The organism is Bradyrhizobium sp. MI1.3 (assembly GCF_055811695.1).
This window is the reverse complement of sequence record NZ_JBVVPQ010000037.1, coordinates 47,401-64,087: the sequence shown is the minus strand read 5'-3', so window position 1 is coordinate 64,087 and position 16,687 is coordinate 47,401. Positions and strand designations below refer to the sequence as shown.

Sequence of the window (16,687 nt, the reverse complement as noted above, 5' to 3'; positions counted from 1 at the left end):
CGCCCGGAGCAGGACCAGAATGCCCCATTTTTCCCAATCGCTTCCGTCTTTGACTGATTTCGCTCGTCCGCGCCGCCTGGCGCTGTTGGCCGTGCTCGCCATGGCTGCGTTTCCCTCGACTGCCGATGCGCGCATCCGCGGCTATGACGGAGTCTGGAACGTCACCTTCGCCACCACCCGCGGCAATTGCAGCTCCGGCTACAGCGTTCCCTTCACCGTCGCCGGCAGCCGGGTGTCGTCCGCCGGCGGTGGCCGGGTCTCCGGCAAGGTCAATCGCAGCGGTACCGTCGCGGTCCAGGTCTCGGTCGGGGCGTCCCATGCCAGCGGCGGCGGTCGGCTTGCCGGCGTGAACGGCGCCGGTTCGTGGAGGGGTATCATCTCCGGCGATCAGTGCAGCGGCACCTGGCAGGCGACGAGGAGTTAGTCGCCAAGCATTCGATGCGCTCCCTCCCCTTCTTCCTCGGCCAAAACAAAACGGCCCGCCGGAAGGCCGGACGGGCCGTTGAACTCTCAATCCTGAACAACTCGCGTCAGCGCGGCGCCAGCACCATGACGACCTGACGGCCCTCGAACCGCGCGTCCTGCTCCACCTTGGCGAGCTCGGCGACGTCGGTCTTGATCTTGTCGAGCAGCTTGGTGCCGATCTCCTGGTGCGCCATTTCGCGGCCGCGATAGCGCAGGGTGATCTTGACCTTGTCGCCTTCTTCGAAGAACCGCTGCATGGCGCGCATCTTCACTTCGTAATCGTGGTCGTCGATCATCGGGCGGAGCTTGATCTCCTTGATCTCGACGATCTTCTGCCGCTTGCGGGCTTCGGCGGCTTTTTTCTGCGCGGAATACTTATACTTCCCGTAGTCCATGATCTTGCAGACGGGAGGGCTGACGTTCGGCGAGATCTCGACCAGATCCATGCCGGCTTCCTGGGCCAGGCGGATAGCCGCGACGGTCTCGATGGTGCCCTTGTTGTCACCGGTCTGATCGATCAGCTGGATCTGCGCATTGCGAATGTCGTCATTGATGCGCGGCCCGTCTTTGGCGGCAGTGGGCGGGGCTTTATTGGGACGGCGAATGGGTGGTTCTCCAAAGTTATGAAAAGAGGCGGCTATTTTGCAGGAAGATACGGTTGCCGGCAAGCAATCGCTCGTGCGGCGGTCGAAAAAGCCTCAAATGCGAGGCATTTTGGCCACGGCGGGGCACGCAGAGGGACATAGACACCTTGCTTCCGTTCCGCAAGCGTCCCAAAGGGCAAATGCCGACGTCCGGCTGCGCTGCGGAGCGCGTCCGGACAGCTCAAACTGCACAGCCAGAGTAAACGTTCCATGACCCCTGCAATTCCCGATGCCGTGCTCGACTTCATCGATGTGGGCGAGGGCCCGTCCGCACGCCGGATCGCAGTGCGCCGCCGCGCGACGCAAGAATCTGGTCAAGAATCTGCTCAAGGACCGGGGCTGGTCTGGCTCGGCGGGTTCAAATCGGACATGCGGGGCAGCAAGGCCGTGGCGCTGGACGAATGGGCCCGGGATCACGGCCGTGCATTGGTCCGGTTCGATTATTCCGGCCACGGCGAATCCGGTGGCGATTTCGCCGACGGAACCATCGGGCGCTGGCTCGAGGAAAGCGTCGCGGTGTTCGAGCGGTTCTGCGCCGGCCCGCAAGTCCTGATCGGCTCGTCCATGGGCGGCTGGATGGCGCTGTTGCTCGCGCGCGAAATCAAAAAGCGGCAAGAGACACAGCAAGCCAAAGCCTCGCTGGCGGGCCTGGTGCTGATCGCGCCGGCGCCCGATTTCACCGAGGAGCTGATGTGGAAGAATTTTTCGGCCGCGGTGAAGAAGGAGATCGAGACCAAAGGCGTCTGGCTGAGACCATCGGATTATGGCGACGGCTCGCCCTATCCGATCACGCGGAATCTGATCGAGGAGGGGCGCAACCATCTCGTGCTCGGCAGCGCCATCGACCTCGGCTGTCCCGTTCGCATCCTGCAAGGAGCGCAGGATCCTGACGTGCCCTGGCAGCACGCGTTCGCGCTGACTCATCGCCTGCCCGCCGACGATGTCGTGCTGACCATGATCCAGGACGGCGATCACCGCCTCTCGCGCCCGCAGGACATCGCCCGCATTCTTGCCGCGGTGGCCGAGATCGGGTGAAATCGCGACCTAGCACTCGGTGTCGTCGCCCGACTTGATCGGGCGATCCAGTATTCCAGAGGCGCTCGTGCTCAAGCCGAGAAGCCGCGGCGTACTGGATGCCCCGGTCACGCCCGGGCATGACTGAGAATGGGAGGGGAGAATCGCCGATGACCACCACCGCCATGCTGCGCGCCTTCTGCGACGCGGTCGAACAACGCAACGGAAAAGCCTTCGCTGATCTCTTCACCGAGGACGGCGTCTATCACGACGTGTTCTATGGCGCCTTCGCCGGCCGCGAGAAGATCGCCGCGATGATCGACGACTGGTTCTACCGCACGGCGACCGACTTCCGCTGGGACATGCACGACCCGGTATCGAACAGCACCACGCTCTATGCGCGCTACACGTTCAGCTATCGCTCGACCTTGCCGGAGGCGAATGGCGCGCGGGCGATGTTCGAGGGCGTGGCGATCATGACGCTTCGAGACGGCAGGATCGTCAGCTATCACGAGGTCGCGAACACCGCGCCGGCGTTTGTCGATTTGAAGTTTGCACCTGATAGAATCGCGAAGATCGTCGCCAGGCAGGGCGCGGAACTCAAGGCGCGGCCGGAAATGCAGCGGCACTTGGGTTAACCGTCGTTGTTGCGCTCCTACCGCTTCGACGGGTTTACCATCGGCTTGCGCTGCGCCAGCGCCGCAACTGTGGCGGTGCCGATCGGGCCCGCTTCATCGTACAGCCAGCACTCGCCGATCGCCACACCATCGGTGGCCTGGTGGTTCACGACGTCGAAGCCGATCCAGTTCGTCACCGGCAGGCGGTGCAGATAGATCGTGACGTCGCTGTTGATGTAGCCGAGCCCCTTGTCGCCGGCGTTGGCGAACGGACTGGCGAAGTCCGCGCCGGTAGCGACACGGACGAACGGCGTCATCGGCACGCCCGCGACCAGCTCGCGCACCTCGCTCATCCAGAGCTTTCGTGGCCCGAGCGAGCCCATGTGGCCGACGATCGGTCGCGTGGTCCATTTGCCGTTCATGCCGAGCCTGGGATCGGTCGGCTTGGGAATGTCGGCCGGCTTCGGCACGTCCCAGTTCGGCGGCGACCAGACATTGCCGTCCGGATTCTGCGTTCGCCGCAACAGCTGGCACGAAGCGCGCGCCATGCCGACGCCGCCGGATAAGAACTCTGCTTCCACGACGCGGATGCGCATCCCGTCGCGCACCAGACGTGTCGTCATCTCGATCGGCTTGTCGATGGTCGGAAGCCGAAACATATCGACGGTCAGCCGCGCCGGCACGAATTCGGGGCCGGAATGGCGCTCCTCGATGGCGAAGCCGAGCAGGCCGATGATGACGCGTCCGTGCAGCGATTTCGGATCCCACGGGCCGTTGGCGACTTCCGTCGGATGGAATGTGTCGCCGTCGCGGGTGAAGAAAGGCATGTTTGTCATGACGCGCGACTTTGCGGGAAGCTGCGGGGAAATCAAGATGCTCAATCCTCATGGTGAGGAGGCGCGAAGCGCTCTCATCACAACAACGGTGTCATCGCCCGGCTTGACCGGGCGATCCAGTACTCCGAGACGGCTGTGGTTCAGTCGAGACGCCGCGGCGTACTGGATGCCCCGCTTTCGCGGAGCATGACAGCGGAGGAACTAGGAGGCGGTGCGCCACTCCTCATGCACGCTTTCGTCGCGCTCGCCAACAATCGCATTCGTCCTGATCGTTTCGAACTCATCCCGCGGCATCAACTGCCCTAGCGCCCACACCGCAGCCCCGCGCACCAGCGCGCTCTCATCCTCCAGCAATCGCCGCGCCTCGTCCGCCAGTGCCGCATCGCCGGAGTTGCCGATCGCGATCAGCACGTTGCGCAAAAAGCGCTCGCGGCCGATGCGCTTGACCGGAGACTTCGTGAACAGCGCACGAAACGCAGCGTCGTCGAGCCGTGCGAGCTCGGCGAGACCCGGCGCGCGCAAAACGTCACGTGCGGCGAGCTTGGCCTCGCGGCCCTCCTGCGCGAACTTGTTCCAGGGGCAGGCGGCGAGGCAATCATCGCAGCCATAGATGCGGTTGCCGATGTTTTTGCGAAATTCGCGCGGGATCGGTCCCTTGTTCTCGATGGTGAGATACGAGATGCATCGCCTTGCATCGAGCCTGTAGGGCGCGGGGAAGGCGGCGGTCGGGCAGATGTCGAGGCACGCCCGGCACGAGCCGCAATGATCGATCTCGGAATCGTCGCGCGGCAGTTCCAGCGTGGTGTAGATCGCGCCGAGAAACAGCCAGGAGCCGAATTCGCGCGAGACCAGATTGGTGTGCTTGCCCTGCCAGCCCAGATACGCGGCTTGCGCCAGCGGCTTCTCCATCACGGCCGCGGTGTCGACGAACACCTTCACTTCGCAAGGCTTCACCTCACAAGTTGAGGTCGCGACCAGCCATCGCGCCAGTGCCTTCAGGCGCTTCTTGATGAGGTCGTGATAGTCGTCGCCCTGCGCATAGACCGAGATCGCCGCGCGCGTGCGCTGTTGCAGGATCGCGAGCGGATCCTGGTCGGGGCCGTAGTTGACGCCGAGCATGATGACGCTGCGCACGTCCTGCCACAGCCCGCGCGGATCGACCCGGCGCTCCGGCTGCGCGGCGAGCCAGTCCATGTCGCCATGGCCGCCGGATGCGATGAACTCGAGGAAATGTTTTCCGGCGCTTTCGATCGTGCCGGGCTCCGTGATGCCGATGCAATCGAAGCCGAGCGCACGTGCCTCGTTTGCAAGCGCCGTCTTCAGTTCGGTCGGATCGGAATTCAGAAGTCGAGGTCCACGTAGGTCCGCGACGCCGGCACGCCGGCCAGCCATTCGCTCAACAGCGGACGGAACGACGGGCGGGATTTCACCCGTGCGTACCACGCCTTTGCCGCGTCGTCCTCGCTCCATGGCACGTCGCCCAGATAGTCGATCGCCGAGAGGTGCGCCGCGGCGGCGAGATCCGCGTAGCTGAGCCGGTCGCCGGCGAGGAAATTACGCGTCTGCGCCAGCCAGCCGATATAGGCCAGATGATAGCGCACATTTGCCTTGGCGGCGCGCATCACGTCGGCCGAGGGCGGTCCGCCGCCGTTGTCCTCGCTCATGAAGCGCTTGTAGATGCGCTCGGTGACGAGCGGGTGAGAGACTTCCTCGAAAAACTTTTCGTTGAACCAGGCCATCAGCCGGCGGACCTCGACGCGCTCGCCGATCGTGTCCGGCATCAGGCGCTTCAGTCCCATCTCGGAGCCATAGGCCTCGTCGACATATTCGGCGACGATCGCCGCGCCTGGGATCGGCGGCTGCTCGTCGTCCACCAGGACGGGCGTCGTGCCCGCCGCATTGAGCAGCAGAAATGCTTCGCGCCGCTCCCAGCTGCGCTCTTCGATCAACTTCAGCTCAAGCCCGTATTCTCCCGCGATCAGGCGGATGAACCGCGAGTGCGGGCAGAACGGATGATGAAACAGCGTAAACATGAAGCCTTTGACTATGTGATGGTGCTTAAGAATCCATCAATGTTTTGTGCGGCGCCACACTAGTCATTCAAAACCGCGAAGCAAGGGCGCGACGCCGCATTTTGCGATTGCAGCAAGGGAGCGGATGGGCGAGAAGATCCCCGCTTTTCCAGCCGAAATGGACCGTAAATATGTCAGATGCAATCCGGGCAGTGATCCTCGGCATCATCGAGGGTGTGACCGAGTTCCTTCCCGTGTCCTCGACCGGCCATTTGCTGCTCGCGGAACGCTTCTTCCATCTCGGCGAAGGCGCGTTCTGGGATTCGTTTACGGTCCTGATCCAGCTCGGCGCGATCCTCGCGATCGTCGTGTTGTACTTCAAGAAATTATGGGACGTCGCAATCGGCATGTTCACGGGCGACGCCTATGCACGCCGCTTCGTGCTCGGCGTGCTGGTGGCGTTCCTGCCCGCGGTCGTCGTCGGTCTCGTCGCCGGCAAATACATCAAGAGCATGCTGTTCAATCCATGGGTGGTGTGCTTCTCGCTGATCGTCGGGGGCGCCATCCTGCTCTGGGTCGATAAGCTCGATCTCAAGGCGCGCGAGCACGACGCCACCCGGTTTCCGTTGCTGATGTATCTCTATATCGGCATCGCGCAGTGCATCGCGATGATCCCGGGCGTGTCGCGCTCCGGTGCCAGCATCGTCGCGGCGATGTTCCTGGGGGCCGACAAGCGCGCGGCGGCGGAGTTCTCGTTCTTCCTCGCCATTCCCACCATGATCGGCGCGTTCGCCTACGATTTCTACAAGAACCGCTCCGAGATGACGATGGACCACATGGGCATCGTCGCGATCGGCTTCGTGGTGTCGTTCGTCACCGCGATCATCGTGGTGAAGACGTTCCTGGAATACGTCACTCGCCACGGCTTCGTGGTGTTCGCCTGGTGGCGCGTGATCGTCGGCACGCTCGGCCTGATCGCGCTGGCGCTGGGGCGGTAAACCCGAACGTCAAACAACTGCAGTCCAGACGTTGAAGTTCGTCATGCCCGGCCTTGTGCCGGGCATCCACGTTCTTGGCCCTTGAAAAGGCGTGGATGGCCGGGACAAGCCCGGCCATGACGGTGGGGGATGGTTACGCGCTCTTGCGCTGGAATTGCCCGGCGGCGCGGAAGCGCCAGAGATATTGCGGGGCGATCGCTTCAAGCGAGTCGGGCGTGATGCCGAGGCCTTCCAGCGTTAGCCCAGCGGCCTTCGCCGCGTCCGACACCACATTATCGCGCGCGAGCAGCGTGACCTGGTCCGGCGTCAGCTTCAGCGCGCCCGGCGCGAATTGCAGGAAGTTGGCCTTGAAGCGGGCGAGGCCAAACGGCAGCGGCATGAGCATTCGCTTGCGATCGGCGATCTCGAGAATGGCCTCGATGATCTCGCGCATGGTCAGCACTTCCGGTCCGCCGAGCTCGTAGGTCGCGCCCGCCTTGGCCTTGCCGTCGACGGCATCCGCGACCGCGGTGGCGACGTCGCCGACATAGACCGGCTGCATCCTGGTTTCACCGCCGATCAGCGGCACCACCGGCAACATCCGCGCCAGCGCCGCGAAGCGGTTGGTGAACTGGTCCTCGGGGCCGAACATCACGGAGGGGCGGAAGATCGTCGCCGACGGCACCGCGGCCAACACCGCCGCTTCGCCAGCCGCCTTGGCCCTGGCATAGCGCGAGGGCGATTCCGCGTCGGCGCCGATCGCCGAGACATGGATCAGGTCTGCCCCAGCGGCCGCGGCCGCCTTGGCGACGGTCTCGGCGCCCCTGGCCTGGACAGCATCAAAACTCTGCGCGCCGCCCTCGGCGAGGATGCCGACCAGATTGATCACGACCTGTGAATCACGCAGTGCCGCCTCGATCGAGGCCGGATAGCGCACGTTGGCCTGCACGGTGTGGACCTGCCCGACCTTGCCGGAGGGCTGGAGGTACCCGGCCAGCTCCGGCCGCCGCACCGCGACCCGGATCCGGTAGTCGCGCCGGCACAGTGCGCGGACGACATTCCGGCCCAAAAACCCCGATCCGCCGAAAACCGTGACGAGCGTGTCCAGATTCGATGCCATGGGATCCATTCCTGGGGTCGTTCCTGCGGGAAGAGTGCGTCTCGTCAGGCTTGTATCGGGCCGGTTTGCGATGCGCAATCCGCATCCCGAAGCGGGGTTCAAGCATGAATTGACAACCGCGTCACCGAACCGTAGTAACCGCCTCCGTGCCTAACCGGCATGCCCAGGTGGTGGAATTGGTAGACGCGCTGGCTTCAGGTGCCAGTGGCTTAACGGCCGTGAAGGTTCGAGTCCTTTCCTGGGCACCATCGCTCTCCGATGTAGTTGATTTCGCTGAAGTCCCTGATACTCAAGGGTGATCGACCGTCTCAACTGGTACACAGAGACGGTACACATGCTTCTACGAATGGCCTCTCCTATCCGCCGCGACGGCTCCTCCGTTCACTACCTCCGAAAGCGCGTCCCTGCTGACCTTACTGACAAGGCGGCGGGCTTGGTGCTGCACGTCCCCGTGGGGGAGGAGACTGCGGCGGTGCAGGTCGGTCGCGCCGGAACGATCAAGGTGTCGCTGCGCACCCATGACCCCCGGGAGGCCAAGGCACGGCAGGCCAAAGCACTCGCCTACCTCGATGACGTGTGGCGCTCCCTGCGCGAGGGGCCGCACCGACTAACGCACAAAGAAACCATCGCACTCGCGGGTGAATGGTATCGAGCGGCCAAGGCTACTTGGGAGGACGATCCGGGCCGGGCCACGGTCTGGGGCATTCTCAACCGCGAGGCACAGAAGCGCGATCCAGCGACCGGCGCAGAGCAGATGGAGCCGTTCGCCTCGGAGATGTTGGCGCTGATGGCTCTGCAAGTTGACGATGATAGCCGCAGGCGGTTGGCGGGTGCCATGCACGGCGCTCTGAAGGACGCGACCGCGTTGCTGGAGCGGCGGGGGAGGGGCGACTATGGGCCGGACATGGTCGAGCAGCGGTTTCCTGAATGGGACCCCGACGCTGCTCCGAAGGACCGGGCTGGACTGACCTTCGCCGCACTTTTCGCTGGTTGGGAGTTGGAGAGCCGGGCGGCCGGTGTCACCGAGAAGACTATCAGCGAGTACAAGTCGGTCTTCACACGGTTTGCTGTCTTCGTGGGGCACGATGACGCTACCCAGATCACCCCGCACGACGTCGTCGGCTGGAAGGACAAGAGGCTTGCGGACGGCCGCTCCCCGAAGACCGTGAAGGATGTCGATCTGTCAGCAATGAAGTCGGTGTTCGGCTGGGGAGTTCGGAACCACAAGCTGCCGAGCAATCCGGCTCAGGGGGTGACGCTGAAGATCGGGAAAAAGGTCCGCGAGCGAGGCAAGGGGTTCACTGACGATGAAGCTGCGGCGATCCTGAGGTCCGCTCTAAGCTACAGCGGTGCCCCGCAAGAGCAGGCAAAGACGGCTGCGGCGAAGCGGTGGCTCCCTTGGCTGTGCGCCTACAGTGGCGCTCGGATTGGCGAGATGGCTCAGCTCAGGCGCGACGACATTCGCCGTGAGGGTGATCATTACGTGGCGAAGATCACACCAGAGGCTGGTCCGGTGAAGAGCAAGGAAGCACGTGAGGTGCCGTTGCACCCCCATCTGATCGAGCTAGGCTTCATCGAGTTCGTCATGTCATCAGCCAAGGGCTACCTATTCCTGACTGTCACCAAGGACGGCGAGATGCTGGGCAAGCTGCGTGCATTGAAGAACCGGATTGCGGAGTTCGTGCGGGCTATCGTGTCCGATAAGCGGGTGGCCCCAAATCATGGCTGGCGGCATCGCTTCATCACGAAGAGCCGAAAACACGGGTTGGATCAGGAAAAGCGACGCATGATCACTGGCCACGCTGGCGAGAGCGTAGACGAGCGGGTCTATGGTGATCCTGCCGGGCTGTATGTCGAAGTCTGCAAGCTGCCAAGGTACGAGCTTCGAGGCGAAGAAGCCGCTGCCCGTGCGGCTTGACGCTGCCTACCCCCACTTCCCGTAGTTGGGGTCTTGGGAGTAGTGCTGATCGAACATGTCGCTCTGCGCCTTTGCAGGCGGCAGCGGTAGCTCTGCAATTCCTATGACCTTGATCTTGGGCCCCGCGAGTTTCTTGATGTCCCCGTCGTCCGAATAGATGACTTGGACATTCTCGACGCGCGAGATTGCGACGATCTGCTCGTCGAACTTCGCTTTGGTGCGATTGGTGGTACCCTTTCCGATCCTCTGGGCGTGCATCGAAGAGTATTCTACAGCCGCTCTCGCATCGAACGGCGCTACTCGGAAGTGCTTCGACGAGTTGAGCTGCCGCAACAGCTCGGGGGCCATCTGCCGGGCTTTGACCAAGACCTCGCCGAGCGCTGGGGTTGGGATGACGATCTTCGCGTCGTCCTTCTGCAGCGTTTCGAGCAGGTACTCGATACGCTGTTTGCAGTCGGTGACAGGCTTGCCCGTGCCAAGATCGATCGGAGCGGGGGCGTTTTCATCGACGACGTAGACAAGGACGGTTGCGTCGAATGCAGCGATCACTGGACTTCCCCGTCGTCCCGCCGATGTTCGATCAGCAAGCGAACAGGATCGGGCACCTCGTTCCACTGGCTACCACCCGCTTGGCGGATGCCGCGCACGACCTCCGAGAGGGGCTCTTCGCCCAGCACCTCGAAGTCGGCGATCTTGAACGACTTCAACTCCCACGTCCCGTCGCCATCTCGAAACCATGTGCCCGTGCCGTGGACACGAATGGTTGGCCCGAGGAGGTGTTGCGCGACCTTGCGGGCCACCTCAGGCGAGGCGTGAAGGTGGGTGTGTATGGCGTCGGTGTCTCTCAGGTGAACCGGCACGGTGTCATCGGTTCCGCCTACCCGGATGACTTGTCCATCGAGGGTCCCATCCTGCTTGAATGGGCCGAAGACAACCGGCTCGGGGCGTGCCTTGCCGGGAAAGGGAATGACGATGCCTTCGTGCTCGCTCACAAGGGTAGCGGTCGCGTTGTCCTGGCGGAGCAGCGCGTCGATCTCATCAAACGCTTTCAGAGCATCCTTGGGGCCAAACCCCGTGGAGACGCCCCTAATCCGTTCGCGCACATTGGAGACCCCGACATCGTCAACCCGAGCGACGAGGACCGAGGAGCCTGTGAGGATGTCTTGGAAGTGGACGTTCGACGGTTGCCCGAGCAACTTCGCGAGTGACGACAGGTAGTCGGCGAGCCGCGCCATAGGGAACGTCTCTGGCGATAGATCGCTGTCGATCCGAAGGCGGTACTCGATGGCCATCACCCGCTTCCCTGCTGACTGCGCAGACACTCACACACTTGCTTTGACGGACCGTTACACCAGAACGAAGTTAGAACGCTTCGGCAGCTCGGACAAGGCTCCGAAGAAAAACACTGATTGGGCCCGGAAGATGCACTTAGAGCTGGCCGTCTAAGCAGCCCAACTCCGCAGCGCGGCCTCGGCCCCGACCGGGTCTTCCTTGATCCGATAGATCGTCTGTCGGCTCAGCCCGGTTGCAGTCGCGATCTGCCCGACCCCCGCTGATTGCTCCAGCATGTTGCGGACAGTTTCGAGCTGCCCCTCATCGAACGTCGGCTTGCGTCCCCGATACTTCGTCTCACCTGCTGTAGCCTTCGCGAGAGCGATGCCGCCCCGCTGTGCTTCCTTGATGGCCTCGGCGTTGGCTTGCGCAGTGGCCGCCATGAAGGCAATGAGCGCGTCCCTGACAGCCTGCTGCATAGGGTCCTTGGTTGCGCCATCGAAAGTGAGCCCGTTGATCACTGTGCGGATCACAACACCGCGCCGCATGAACTCCCTGATGGTGTCGCAAACGTCGCCGTAGTTTCGCCCGAGGCGGTCGATCCAGCGCACGACGAGAGTGTCTCCGCTGCGGAGTATGTCGAAAAGGCGCTTGCCCTCAGGACGTTCTGCAAGGCGAGTGCTGATGCCCGAGACGCCATGGTCCGCGACGACGCGGTCGATCTTGAAGCCTGCCGCCTCCGCTCCGATCCGCTGATGCTCGACGGTTTGGTCGGTGGTGGAAACTCGCGCGTAGAAGATCGTGGCCATGATCGCCTCTGTTGTCCGCTAGGGTATCGTCCGTTGTTTCTCACGTCCGTTGACCGAAGTCAACCCTAGCGGACACGTTTTCTGGCGCTCTGGACTTGTCCGCACGGGCATACCTCAGCGGACAGCAGTTGCCCGCCCGGACTGGCCCGCGCCTAGCAGGGCGACATTGATCACTCCTCGACGCTCTCCAAGACGCCTCGCGCCGTGTAGTGCAGCAAGAGCGAGATGGCCCAAGAACCGAGCCAGGCGACGATGGTGGTCAGGCGGGGACCGGCCGAAGTGCCGAAGGCGTCCCACATTCTAACGTAATCCGAGACAGGCATGGCGAGCATCGCGTAGTAGGGGGCGGCAACACCCGCGACAAACAACGCAATCGCCATGTTGTTGAAGTAAGTCGCCGTCAACTTGCGCTTCTCATTCCGTGCCGCCTTGCTCAGCTCCGGTGACGCCATGCCCCCGCTCCCCTTGTTCCACCAAGGTGCACCTTAGATGCGCTTGAAGGTCCGGCAAGAGTAGCGGTGGGCGATGGCAATCCTTGGCGCGCGGCGAGTGTCAGGCCGCGAGCGTCATTGGCCCGGACCCCGCCCCGGGGGAAGCCCGCCACAAGATGGGGTCGAGTGGGGGCTTCACAGTTTTCTGCCAACTATCCCGGGTCGGGTGGAGCGAGAGCATCCGCGATGCGTTGCCGGGCGCTGGGTGTCTTCAGCCGCTTGCCAGAGTGGCAGCGACAGTCACCCCACCCAACGTCGGGGTTCCTGTATCCTGGCCCCCGCGTCGTCTCGATGCCTGCTTGCCTGATGAGGCCGCGTGCGACCGCGACGATGTTCACAAGCCTGATGTCGAACGGGTTGCCGTTGCGGTGGCGAACCGCGAAGTTGCCCGAGCTGCCGAGCAGGAAACGCGCCGCCGCGAAGCCTCCTGCGCGGCCCTCACCCGCTGCGTAGAGGCCGCCCCGAGCGACCCGGAGAGTGGTCAGCTTCCAACGGCGGAGAGTGGCCCAGCCCGTAGGGCAGAGGATAGCGGTGTAGCCCGTCGGGACCGTCCCGACGAGCACGACCGGCTCACCGTCCAACTCGCCCTCGATCACCTTTCCCGGCAGCATCGTTGCTGAGATAGCGGCCGAATTGTCGTTTGCGCTCAATGATGAAGCCCCTGTTTTGGCTGATGCGGTGTCCAGTCTGGACAGCAGCTAAAAATCACTATTGATCTCAGGGGGTTGTTTGCTCTGAGACTTGGCGGGCTCGAGCAGGGCCTTGGCGAACTCCTGGACAAGCGTCCTTCGTTTGCCCCAGCAGGGAACTCCTCGTGCCTCCGCAACAGCCAGTGTAAGGGCCTCGCGAACGCGCACTTCAGCGGTGCTGAACGGCCTTCTAGGATCGCGTGCCCCGGCATTATCGTCGCGGCCTGAGCGCATCTTGGCTGCCACCTTCGGGAACATCTTCTTCATCCAAGTCTCAATCGATGATTTGGAAGCGAGGCCCCCGAGGTCCTTGGCAATCTCCCGATACGACTTGAGGCCAAGCCGTCCCACACGATTGCGCCGCTGTCGCATGTACAGCTCGAAGACCCTGCGCTTCTCGCTCGCGCGGTTCAGCCGTAACCCGTTGCAGGTATTAGCCAGCGCGGCCTGCCACTGAGCCTCATGCTCGCTCAGCTCCTCGACGGTTGCCTCGACGGCATCGCGGCCGAGCTGCTTCTGGGCTAGGAGCCGGTGCCACCCGTCCACGAGAACGAGCGCTCCCCCCACGTCCGCCAGCCGAACAGGAGGCATGCTCGCACCGTGCACGTAGTGGGTGATGTAATCCCTGACGAGTGCCTCGTTGATCTGATCGCGCACCTGCCAATCAGCTCGCGTCGCGATGTCGGCAATTGGGACTGAGATGATGGGGCTTTGCTGGCAGCCTTCTGCGGTGTCCTCGAAGTCGTACTTCGGTGGGGCAGAGGTGCTCTTGCTGATGGTCCACGGAGTGGCTGTTCCGGCTCCGGTCGAGTTGGTTGAAGCGTGTTGTTGTGTGCTGTTGTTTCGCATGTTCAGGGATGCTTGAAGCGCCCCCAAAGGTGCCCGTCCTGAACGGCTGACGGTGTCAGCCACGGGACGCCTAGGGGGTGCGCGGTGGATTGGTGATTGAGGAACTCAGAAGTACCCAACTGTGGCGAGGCTCATCGAATGTCTCGCGCCGAGGGGTGTTTTTCTTCCGATACAGCAACCCAATTGATTGCCCTTTTGTCAACCCAGAGCGCGCTGCTGACGGGCCTCAGAAAGAGCCGCTAGGGTCCCTAGCGGACGAGTGGTTGGTGTATCAGTGATGGTCCTATCGCGCCTCAGAGCCTCGCGGCTTGAGTGCACAGCGAGCAGCCATGCATGGAATGGTCCCGATGCCCTGCTTCGTTGCACCCCTGATCAACTCGCGCTCGTCCTCTGCAAACGTGGTCTGATGCTCGGCCAGCATTCCACCGGCTCATCCATCGAGCCGCCATAGCCGAACCGTCATGCGGCGCAAAGGGTCCACGCCGATGCGCCCGAAAAGGTCTTCGGTTGAGTGGCAACATCGCCGACGCGATGCGCCAGTGGGGCTGGCCTTACGATCCCCGCGGTCCCCAAAGAATGACCGCCGCGCCAATCAAGCAGAGGGACGCGCCGGTAACGTCCCAGCGATCAGGGCGAGTGCTCTCGACCGCCCAGAGCCAGACGAGCGATGCCACGATATAGATGCCGCCATAGGTGGCGTAGGCACGTCCCGCCGCCTCGGTCTCTACGAGCGTCAACAAGTATGCGAACAAGAGCAGCGAGAACACGCCCGGTATGAGCCACCAGATTGGCCTCTCAAGGCGTAGCCAGCCCCAGAAAGCAAAGCAGCCCGAGATTTCGGCAACTGCCGCGCCAGTATAGACGAAGATCGTTTTCATGGGCCTGACGTATCCATAGCCTACCCGTCCGTTCAAGCACGCAAACAGCGCTCTGAAATCTTCACGCTCGTAATGCGTGGATCAGCGGCTTTTCGATCAACGGCCACATCAACGAGATCGCCATGAACACGGTCGATGCTGTCATCATCAGCACGGTTGCTGTCGCCGGCTTGCGCTTTGTTCGATGCGTCTGCCATGCGAGCCATCCCCATGCTGCCATCACCGCCAAAACGGAGAGGCTCGTCATCCACCAGTGCATGTGCACGAACGAGGACAACAGGGAGCCTGTGCTGGCGAGAACGGTAGCGGGCAGCGTGAATGGAAGCACGCAACACGCCCCACACGCCAACGCGCCCGTTGAGATCGTCATTGCGGTGGCGCTGGCGGCCTTTGATCCGAGCGGCTCTTTTGATGCAGATTTTGTTGTCAAGGCTGAGGCAGCGCATGCACACGAAGACGAGGTAGGCGGTACTGGGGCTTCCGCAATGAACTTCTCAAAAAGCAAATCTGCGGCTTCGCGGGCCTCTTCGGGCGCGGTGACGGTAAGCCGCAATTCGTGGGTCGATTGTTGAAGGTCGAAAGCGAGGAACGCGCAGCACGCCTGCTCACTACGGACTAAATCCCGGACGCGAGAGCGGGCTGCCGGTGCGTACCGCAACACGAGAACAAGCTCACGACGCTCGTAATCGAGAAGCGCTTCTCTGTTCAGATCGGCAATCCAATCAAGCCGGTCCTTGTACTCTCCGGGTGCAAGCGTGCAGGCGATGGGCTGTGCTTCAACGATGGTCATGGCAATCTCCAAGTGCTCGAAGGTGAGACTTGCCCAGACCGTACATCTTCAAGTAGCTTGAGGTTCAAGCGAAAAGAAACACAGGTAAGTCAAACAGATGAAGCATCTCAAGATTGGTGCTCTCGCAAAGAAGACCGGCACAAGTGCTTCGACAATCCGGTTCTACGAAGAGATTGGGCTCATTGCTTCAGCAGGCCGTCAGGCTGGCAATCAGCGGGTCTACGGCGAGGCTGACGTTAGGAGCCTGACGTTCATTCGCCGTTGCCGCGATTTTGGGTTCTCGATCGATCAGGTGCGCTCGCTTGTAGCCCTTGTACAGGATCCCAATAGCCCATGCGTGCAAGCGCGTGATCTTGCTCAAGAGCACCTGCTCGTCGTGCGAGCAAAGCTGGCGGAATTGAAGGCACTGGAGCGCAGCATCGCTGGTTTCGTCGCCAGTTGCGACGCCTCCTGTTCGGGGGGCGCGGGTCCCGATTGCGTGATCCTCGATGACTTGTCCAAGGGCTGCGTGGGAGCCCGGTCTCCCTCTGGACGTGTACCTGCCTGAAAAGGATGACGGCCGATTGACTTGGACACAGGACTGGTACACAGACGGATTTCGACGGTCGAAAAAGTTGAGTGATTTCAATAGCCGCCCCGGTGTTTCGTCCAATCCTTTCCTGGGCACCATCTTTTCCCTAAGCGATTGAAATTGCTTGTCGGGCTCCTCAGGGAACAGCAACGCCTCGTAGTCGCGCGCGCTGTGGAGGATGTGAATGATCTCAACCGCGTCGTCACCCACACGATAGAAAATCAGAAATTGACCGAACGGACCCCTGCGCACACCAAATTGCTCGTAGCGCGGCACCAAGGGATAGGCGCGTGGGGCGTCCAGCAAAGACTCACATTTTTCTCGTAGCGTGCGAACGAGCTTGAGGGCGCTCGCAGGACTTTGCTCCGCGACATACGCCACGATCTGTTCGAGATCGGCCTCTGCCTCAGCGCTGACGGTGAGGATCACTTGCCGTCCGTCTGGACCGCCAGTCTGGCTTCGAGCCGATCGAGCACGTCAGAGCCCGCTCTGGTCCGGCCTGCGTCGGCATCTGAGAGTCCGCGTGCAATCGAAGCGTCCAGGGCCGCCAGCCTGGCCTCTCTTTCCTGGACGAGGCGTACGCCCTCACGCAGCACCTCGCTCTTGGAATGGTATCGACCGGACGCCACGAGCTCGTTCATCACGCTCTCGAGCGTCTCTCCTAAATCGGCGCTCACAGCCATACCGGAACCTCCGTTCGACCTCTAATAACTATTATTGGACGCTGGAATTTTC

Annotated in this window: 20 protein-coding genes, 1 tRNA gene and 1 pseudogene; 7 read left to right on the top strand and 15 right to left on the bottom strand. The window is 62.5% G+C overall.

The window, feature by feature from the left end; translation table 11 throughout:
• The first annotated feature begins 19 nt into the window (after nt 1-19).
• Nucleotides 20-424, top strand: a complete 405-nt coding sequence (locus AC0L3A_RS25115; RefSeq protein WP_007598546.1) for a hypothetical protein — start codon at nt 20-22, stop codon at nt 422-424.
• Between the two features lie 106 nt (nt 425-530).
• Here the strand turns inward: AC0L3A_RS25115 and infC are convergent, their stop codons facing one another.
• On the bottom strand, nt 531-1,070 hold the full coding sequence (infC, locus tag AC0L3A_RS25110; protein WP_085349942.1) for a translation initiation factor IF-3: 540 nt from the start codon (nt 1,068-1,070) through the stop codon (nt 531-533).
• Between the two features lie 249 nt (nt 1,071-1,319).
• On the opposite strand from infC, the gene AC0L3A_RS25105 reads away from it, so the two are divergent.
• Nucleotides 1,320-2,144, top strand: a complete 825-nt coding sequence (locus tag AC0L3A_RS25105) for an alpha/beta hydrolase (protein ID WP_354127088.1) — start codon at nt 1,320-1,322, stop codon at nt 2,142-2,144.
• A gap of 149 nt (nt 2,145-2,293) precedes the next feature.
• Nucleotides 2,294-2,761 carry a nuclear transport factor 2 family protein gene (locus tag AC0L3A_RS25100; protein ID WP_007598549.1) on the top strand — a complete coding sequence of 156 codons (468 nt, stop codon included), beginning with the start codon at nt 2,294-2,296 and terminating at the stop codon, nt 2,759-2,761.
• A 17-nt stretch (nt 2,762-2,778) separates the two neighbouring features.
• On the opposite strand, the gene AC0L3A_RS25095 is transcribed toward AC0L3A_RS25100, so the two are convergent.
• From AC0L3A_RS25095 to AC0L3A_RS25085, 3 genes are all read right to left on the bottom strand, one after another.
• The gene (locus AC0L3A_RS25095) at nt 2,779-3,576 is read right to left on the bottom strand and encodes an acyl-CoA thioesterase domain-containing protein (RefSeq protein WP_035993858.1); all 798 of its coding nucleotides are present in this window, start codon (nt 3,574-3,576) and stop codon (nt 2,779-2,781) included.
• Nucleotides 3,577-3,777: 201 nt separating this feature from the next.
• Entirely contained in the window at nt 3,778-4,968 is a 1,191-nt protein-coding gene (gene queG / locus AC0L3A_RS25090) for a tRNA epoxyqueuosine(34) reductase QueG (RefSeq protein WP_007598552.1), read from the bottom strand.
• Nucleotides 4,917-5,609: a glutathione S-transferase family protein gene (locus AC0L3A_RS25085; RefSeq protein WP_007598553.1), complete on the bottom strand. Its 693-nt coding sequence runs from the start codon at nt 5,607-5,609 to the stop codon at nt 4,917-4,919. Before AC0L3A_RS25085 ends, queG begins: the two co-directional genes overlap by 52 nt.
• A gap of 170 nt (nt 5,610-5,779) precedes the next feature.
• On the opposite strand from AC0L3A_RS25085, the gene AC0L3A_RS25080 reads away from it, so the two are divergent.
• Complete coding sequence (locus tag AC0L3A_RS25080; RefSeq protein ID WP_007598554.1) at nt 5,780-6,586, top strand: undecaprenyl-diphosphate phosphatase; 807 nt, start codon at nt 5,780-5,782, stop codon at nt 6,584-6,586.
• A 133-nt stretch (nt 6,587-6,719) separates the two neighbouring features.
• Here AC0L3A_RS25080 and AC0L3A_RS25075 read toward each other — a convergent pair whose 3' ends face one another.
• Entirely contained in the window at nt 6,720-7,685 is a 966-nt protein-coding gene (locus AC0L3A_RS25075) for a complex I NDUFA9 subunit family protein (RefSeq protein WP_354200314.1), read from the bottom strand.
• Nucleotides 7,686-7,846: 161 nt separating this feature from the next.
• On the opposite strand from AC0L3A_RS25075, the gene AC0L3A_RS25070 reads away from it, so the two are divergent.
• A tRNA-Leu gene (locus AC0L3A_RS25070) sits at nt 7,847-7,933 on the top strand.
• A gap of 86 nt (nt 7,934-8,019) precedes the next feature.
• On the top strand, nt 8,020-9,603 hold the full coding sequence (locus tag AC0L3A_RS25065) for a DUF6538 domain-containing protein (protein WP_473255390.1): 1,584 nt from the start codon (nt 8,020-8,022) through the stop codon (nt 9,601-9,603).
• 6 nt (nt 9,604-9,609) lie between these two features.
• Here the strand turns inward: AC0L3A_RS25065 and AC0L3A_RS25060 are convergent, their stop codons facing one another.
• The 8 genes from AC0L3A_RS25060 to AC0L3A_RS25025 all read right to left on the bottom strand — a co-directional run bounded on the left by AC0L3A_RS25060 (nt 9,610) and on the right by AC0L3A_RS25025 (nt 15,381).
• Nucleotides 9,610-10,152 carry a PIN domain-containing protein gene (locus AC0L3A_RS25060; RefSeq protein WP_473255382.1) on the bottom strand — a complete coding sequence of 181 codons (543 nt, stop codon included), beginning with the start codon at nt 10,150-10,152 and terminating at the stop codon, nt 9,610-9,612.
• On the bottom strand, nt 10,149-10,895 hold the full coding sequence (locus tag AC0L3A_RS25055) for a hypothetical protein (protein ID WP_473255381.1): 747 nt from the start codon (nt 10,893-10,895) through the stop codon (nt 10,149-10,151). Before AC0L3A_RS25055 ends, AC0L3A_RS25060 begins: the two co-directional genes overlap by 4 nt.
• Nucleotides 10,896-11,045: 150 nt before the next feature.
• Nucleotides 11,046-11,684: a recombinase family protein gene (locus AC0L3A_RS25050; RefSeq protein ID WP_473255380.1), complete on the bottom strand. Its 639-nt coding sequence runs from the start codon at nt 11,682-11,684 to the stop codon at nt 11,046-11,048.
• Nucleotides 11,685-11,854: 170 nt separating this feature from the next.
• The gene (locus AC0L3A_RS25045) at nt 11,855-12,136 is read right to left on the bottom strand and encodes a hypothetical protein (RefSeq protein ID WP_473255379.1); all 282 of its coding nucleotides are present in this window, start codon (nt 12,134-12,136) and stop codon (nt 11,855-11,857) included.
• Nucleotides 12,137-12,327: 191 nt separating this feature from the next.
• Complete coding sequence (locus AC0L3A_RS25040) at nt 12,328-12,825, bottom strand: HNH endonuclease (RefSeq protein ID WP_473255378.1); 498 nt, start codon at nt 12,823-12,825, stop codon at nt 12,328-12,330.
• 48 nt (nt 12,826-12,873) lie between these two features.
• Nucleotides 12,874-13,776, bottom strand: a complete 903-nt coding sequence (locus AC0L3A_RS25035; protein ID WP_473255377.1) for a hypothetical protein — start codon at nt 13,774-13,776, stop codon at nt 12,874-12,876.
• Between the two features lie 488 nt (nt 13,777-14,264).
• Nucleotides 14,265-14,591, bottom strand: coding sequence for a YnfA family protein (locus AC0L3A_RS25030; protein WP_473255376.1), 327 nt, complete (start codon nt 14,589-14,591; stop codon nt 14,265-14,267).
• Nucleotides 14,592-14,652: 61 nt separating this feature from the next.
• Nucleotides 14,653-15,381, bottom strand: coding sequence for a hypothetical protein (locus tag AC0L3A_RS25025; RefSeq protein ID WP_473255375.1), 729 nt, complete (start codon nt 15,379-15,381; stop codon nt 14,653-14,655).
• 97 nt (nt 15,382-15,478) lie between these two features.
• On the opposite strand from AC0L3A_RS25025, the gene AC0L3A_RS25020 reads away from it, so the two are divergent.
• A complete protein-coding gene (locus AC0L3A_RS25020; protein WP_473255389.1) occupies nt 15,479-15,928 on the top strand; it encodes a MerR family transcriptional regulator in 450 nt (149 codons plus the stop codon).
• Between the two features lie 192 nt (nt 15,929-16,120).
• Here AC0L3A_RS25020 and AC0L3A_RS25015 read toward each other — a convergent pair.
• Nucleotides 16,121-16,381 (bottom strand): annotated as a pseudogene (locus tag AC0L3A_RS25015) (type II toxin-antitoxin system RelE/ParE family toxin); the annotation flags it as partial.
• Nucleotides 16,378-16,635 carry a type II toxin-antitoxin system ParD family antitoxin gene (locus AC0L3A_RS25010; protein ID WP_354200315.1) on the bottom strand — a complete coding sequence of 86 codons (258 nt, stop codon included), beginning with the start codon at nt 16,633-16,635 and terminating at the stop codon, nt 16,378-16,380. The gene AC0L3A_RS25010 and the pseudogene AC0L3A_RS25015, both read right to left, overlap by 4 nt.
• Between the last annotated feature and the right edge of the window lie 52 nt (nt 16,636-16,687).

Bases quoted from the DNA above. Each gene is read 5' to 3' on its own strand.
- AC0L3A_RS25105 (WP_354127088.1), top strand. From the start codon at position 1,320: ATGACCCCTGCAATTCCCGATGCCGTGCTCGACTTCATCGATGTGGGC.
- AC0L3A_RS25030 (WP_473255376.1), bottom strand. From the start codon at position 14,591: ATGAAAACGATCTTCGTCTATACTGGCGCGGCAGTTGCCGAAATCTCG.
- AC0L3A_RS25025 (WP_473255375.1), bottom strand. From the start codon at position 15,381: ATGACCATCGTTGAAGCACAGCCCATCGCCTGCACGCTTGCACCCGGA.
- AC0L3A_RS25055 (WP_473255381.1), bottom strand. From the start codon at position 10,895: ATGGCCATCGAGTACCGCCTTCGGATCGACAGCGATCTATCGCCAGAG.
- AC0L3A_RS25075 (WP_354200314.1), bottom strand. From the start codon at position 7,685: ATGGCATCGAATCTGGACACGCTCGTCACGGTTTTCGGCGGATCGGGG.
- AC0L3A_RS25020 (WP_473255389.1), top strand. From the start codon at position 15,479: ATGAAGCATCTCAAGATTGGTGCTCTCGCAAAGAAGACCGGCACAAGT.
- AC0L3A_RS25100 (WP_007598549.1), top strand. From the start codon at position 2,294: ATGACCACCACCGCCATGCTGCGCGCCTTCTGCGACGCGGTCGAACAA.
- AC0L3A_RS25085 (WP_007598553.1), bottom strand. From the start codon at position 5,609: ATGTTTACGCTGTTTCATCATCCGTTCTGCCCGCACTCGCGGTTCATC.
- AC0L3A_RS25080 (WP_007598554.1), top strand. From the start codon at position 5,780: ATGTCAGATGCAATCCGGGCAGTGATCCTCGGCATCATCGAGGGTGTG.
- AC0L3A_RS25010 (WP_354200315.1), bottom strand. From the start codon at position 16,635: ATGGCTGTGAGCGCCGATTTAGGAGAGACGCTCGAGAGCGTGATGAAC.
- AC0L3A_RS25115 (WP_007598546.1), top strand. From the start codon at position 20: ATGCCCCATTTTTCCCAATCGCTTCCGTCTTTGACTGATTTCGCTCGT.
- AC0L3A_RS25045 (WP_473255379.1), bottom strand. From the start codon at position 12,136: ATGGCGTCACCGGAGCTGAGCAAGGCGGCACGGAATGAGAAGCGCAAG.
- AC0L3A_RS25050 (WP_473255380.1), bottom strand. From the start codon at position 11,684: ATGGCCACGATCTTCTACGCGCGAGTTTCCACCACCGACCAAACCGTC.
- AC0L3A_RS25095 (WP_035993858.1), bottom strand. From the start codon at position 3,576: ATGACAAACATGCCTTTCTTCACCCGCGACGGCGACACATTCCATCCG.
- AC0L3A_RS25065 (WP_473255390.1), top strand. From the start codon at position 8,020: ATGCTTCTACGAATGGCCTCTCCTATCCGCCGCGACGGCTCCTCCGTT.
- queG (WP_007598552.1), bottom strand. From the start codon at position 4,968: ATGGCTGGCCGGCGTGCCGGCGTCGCGGACCTACGTGGACCTCGACTT.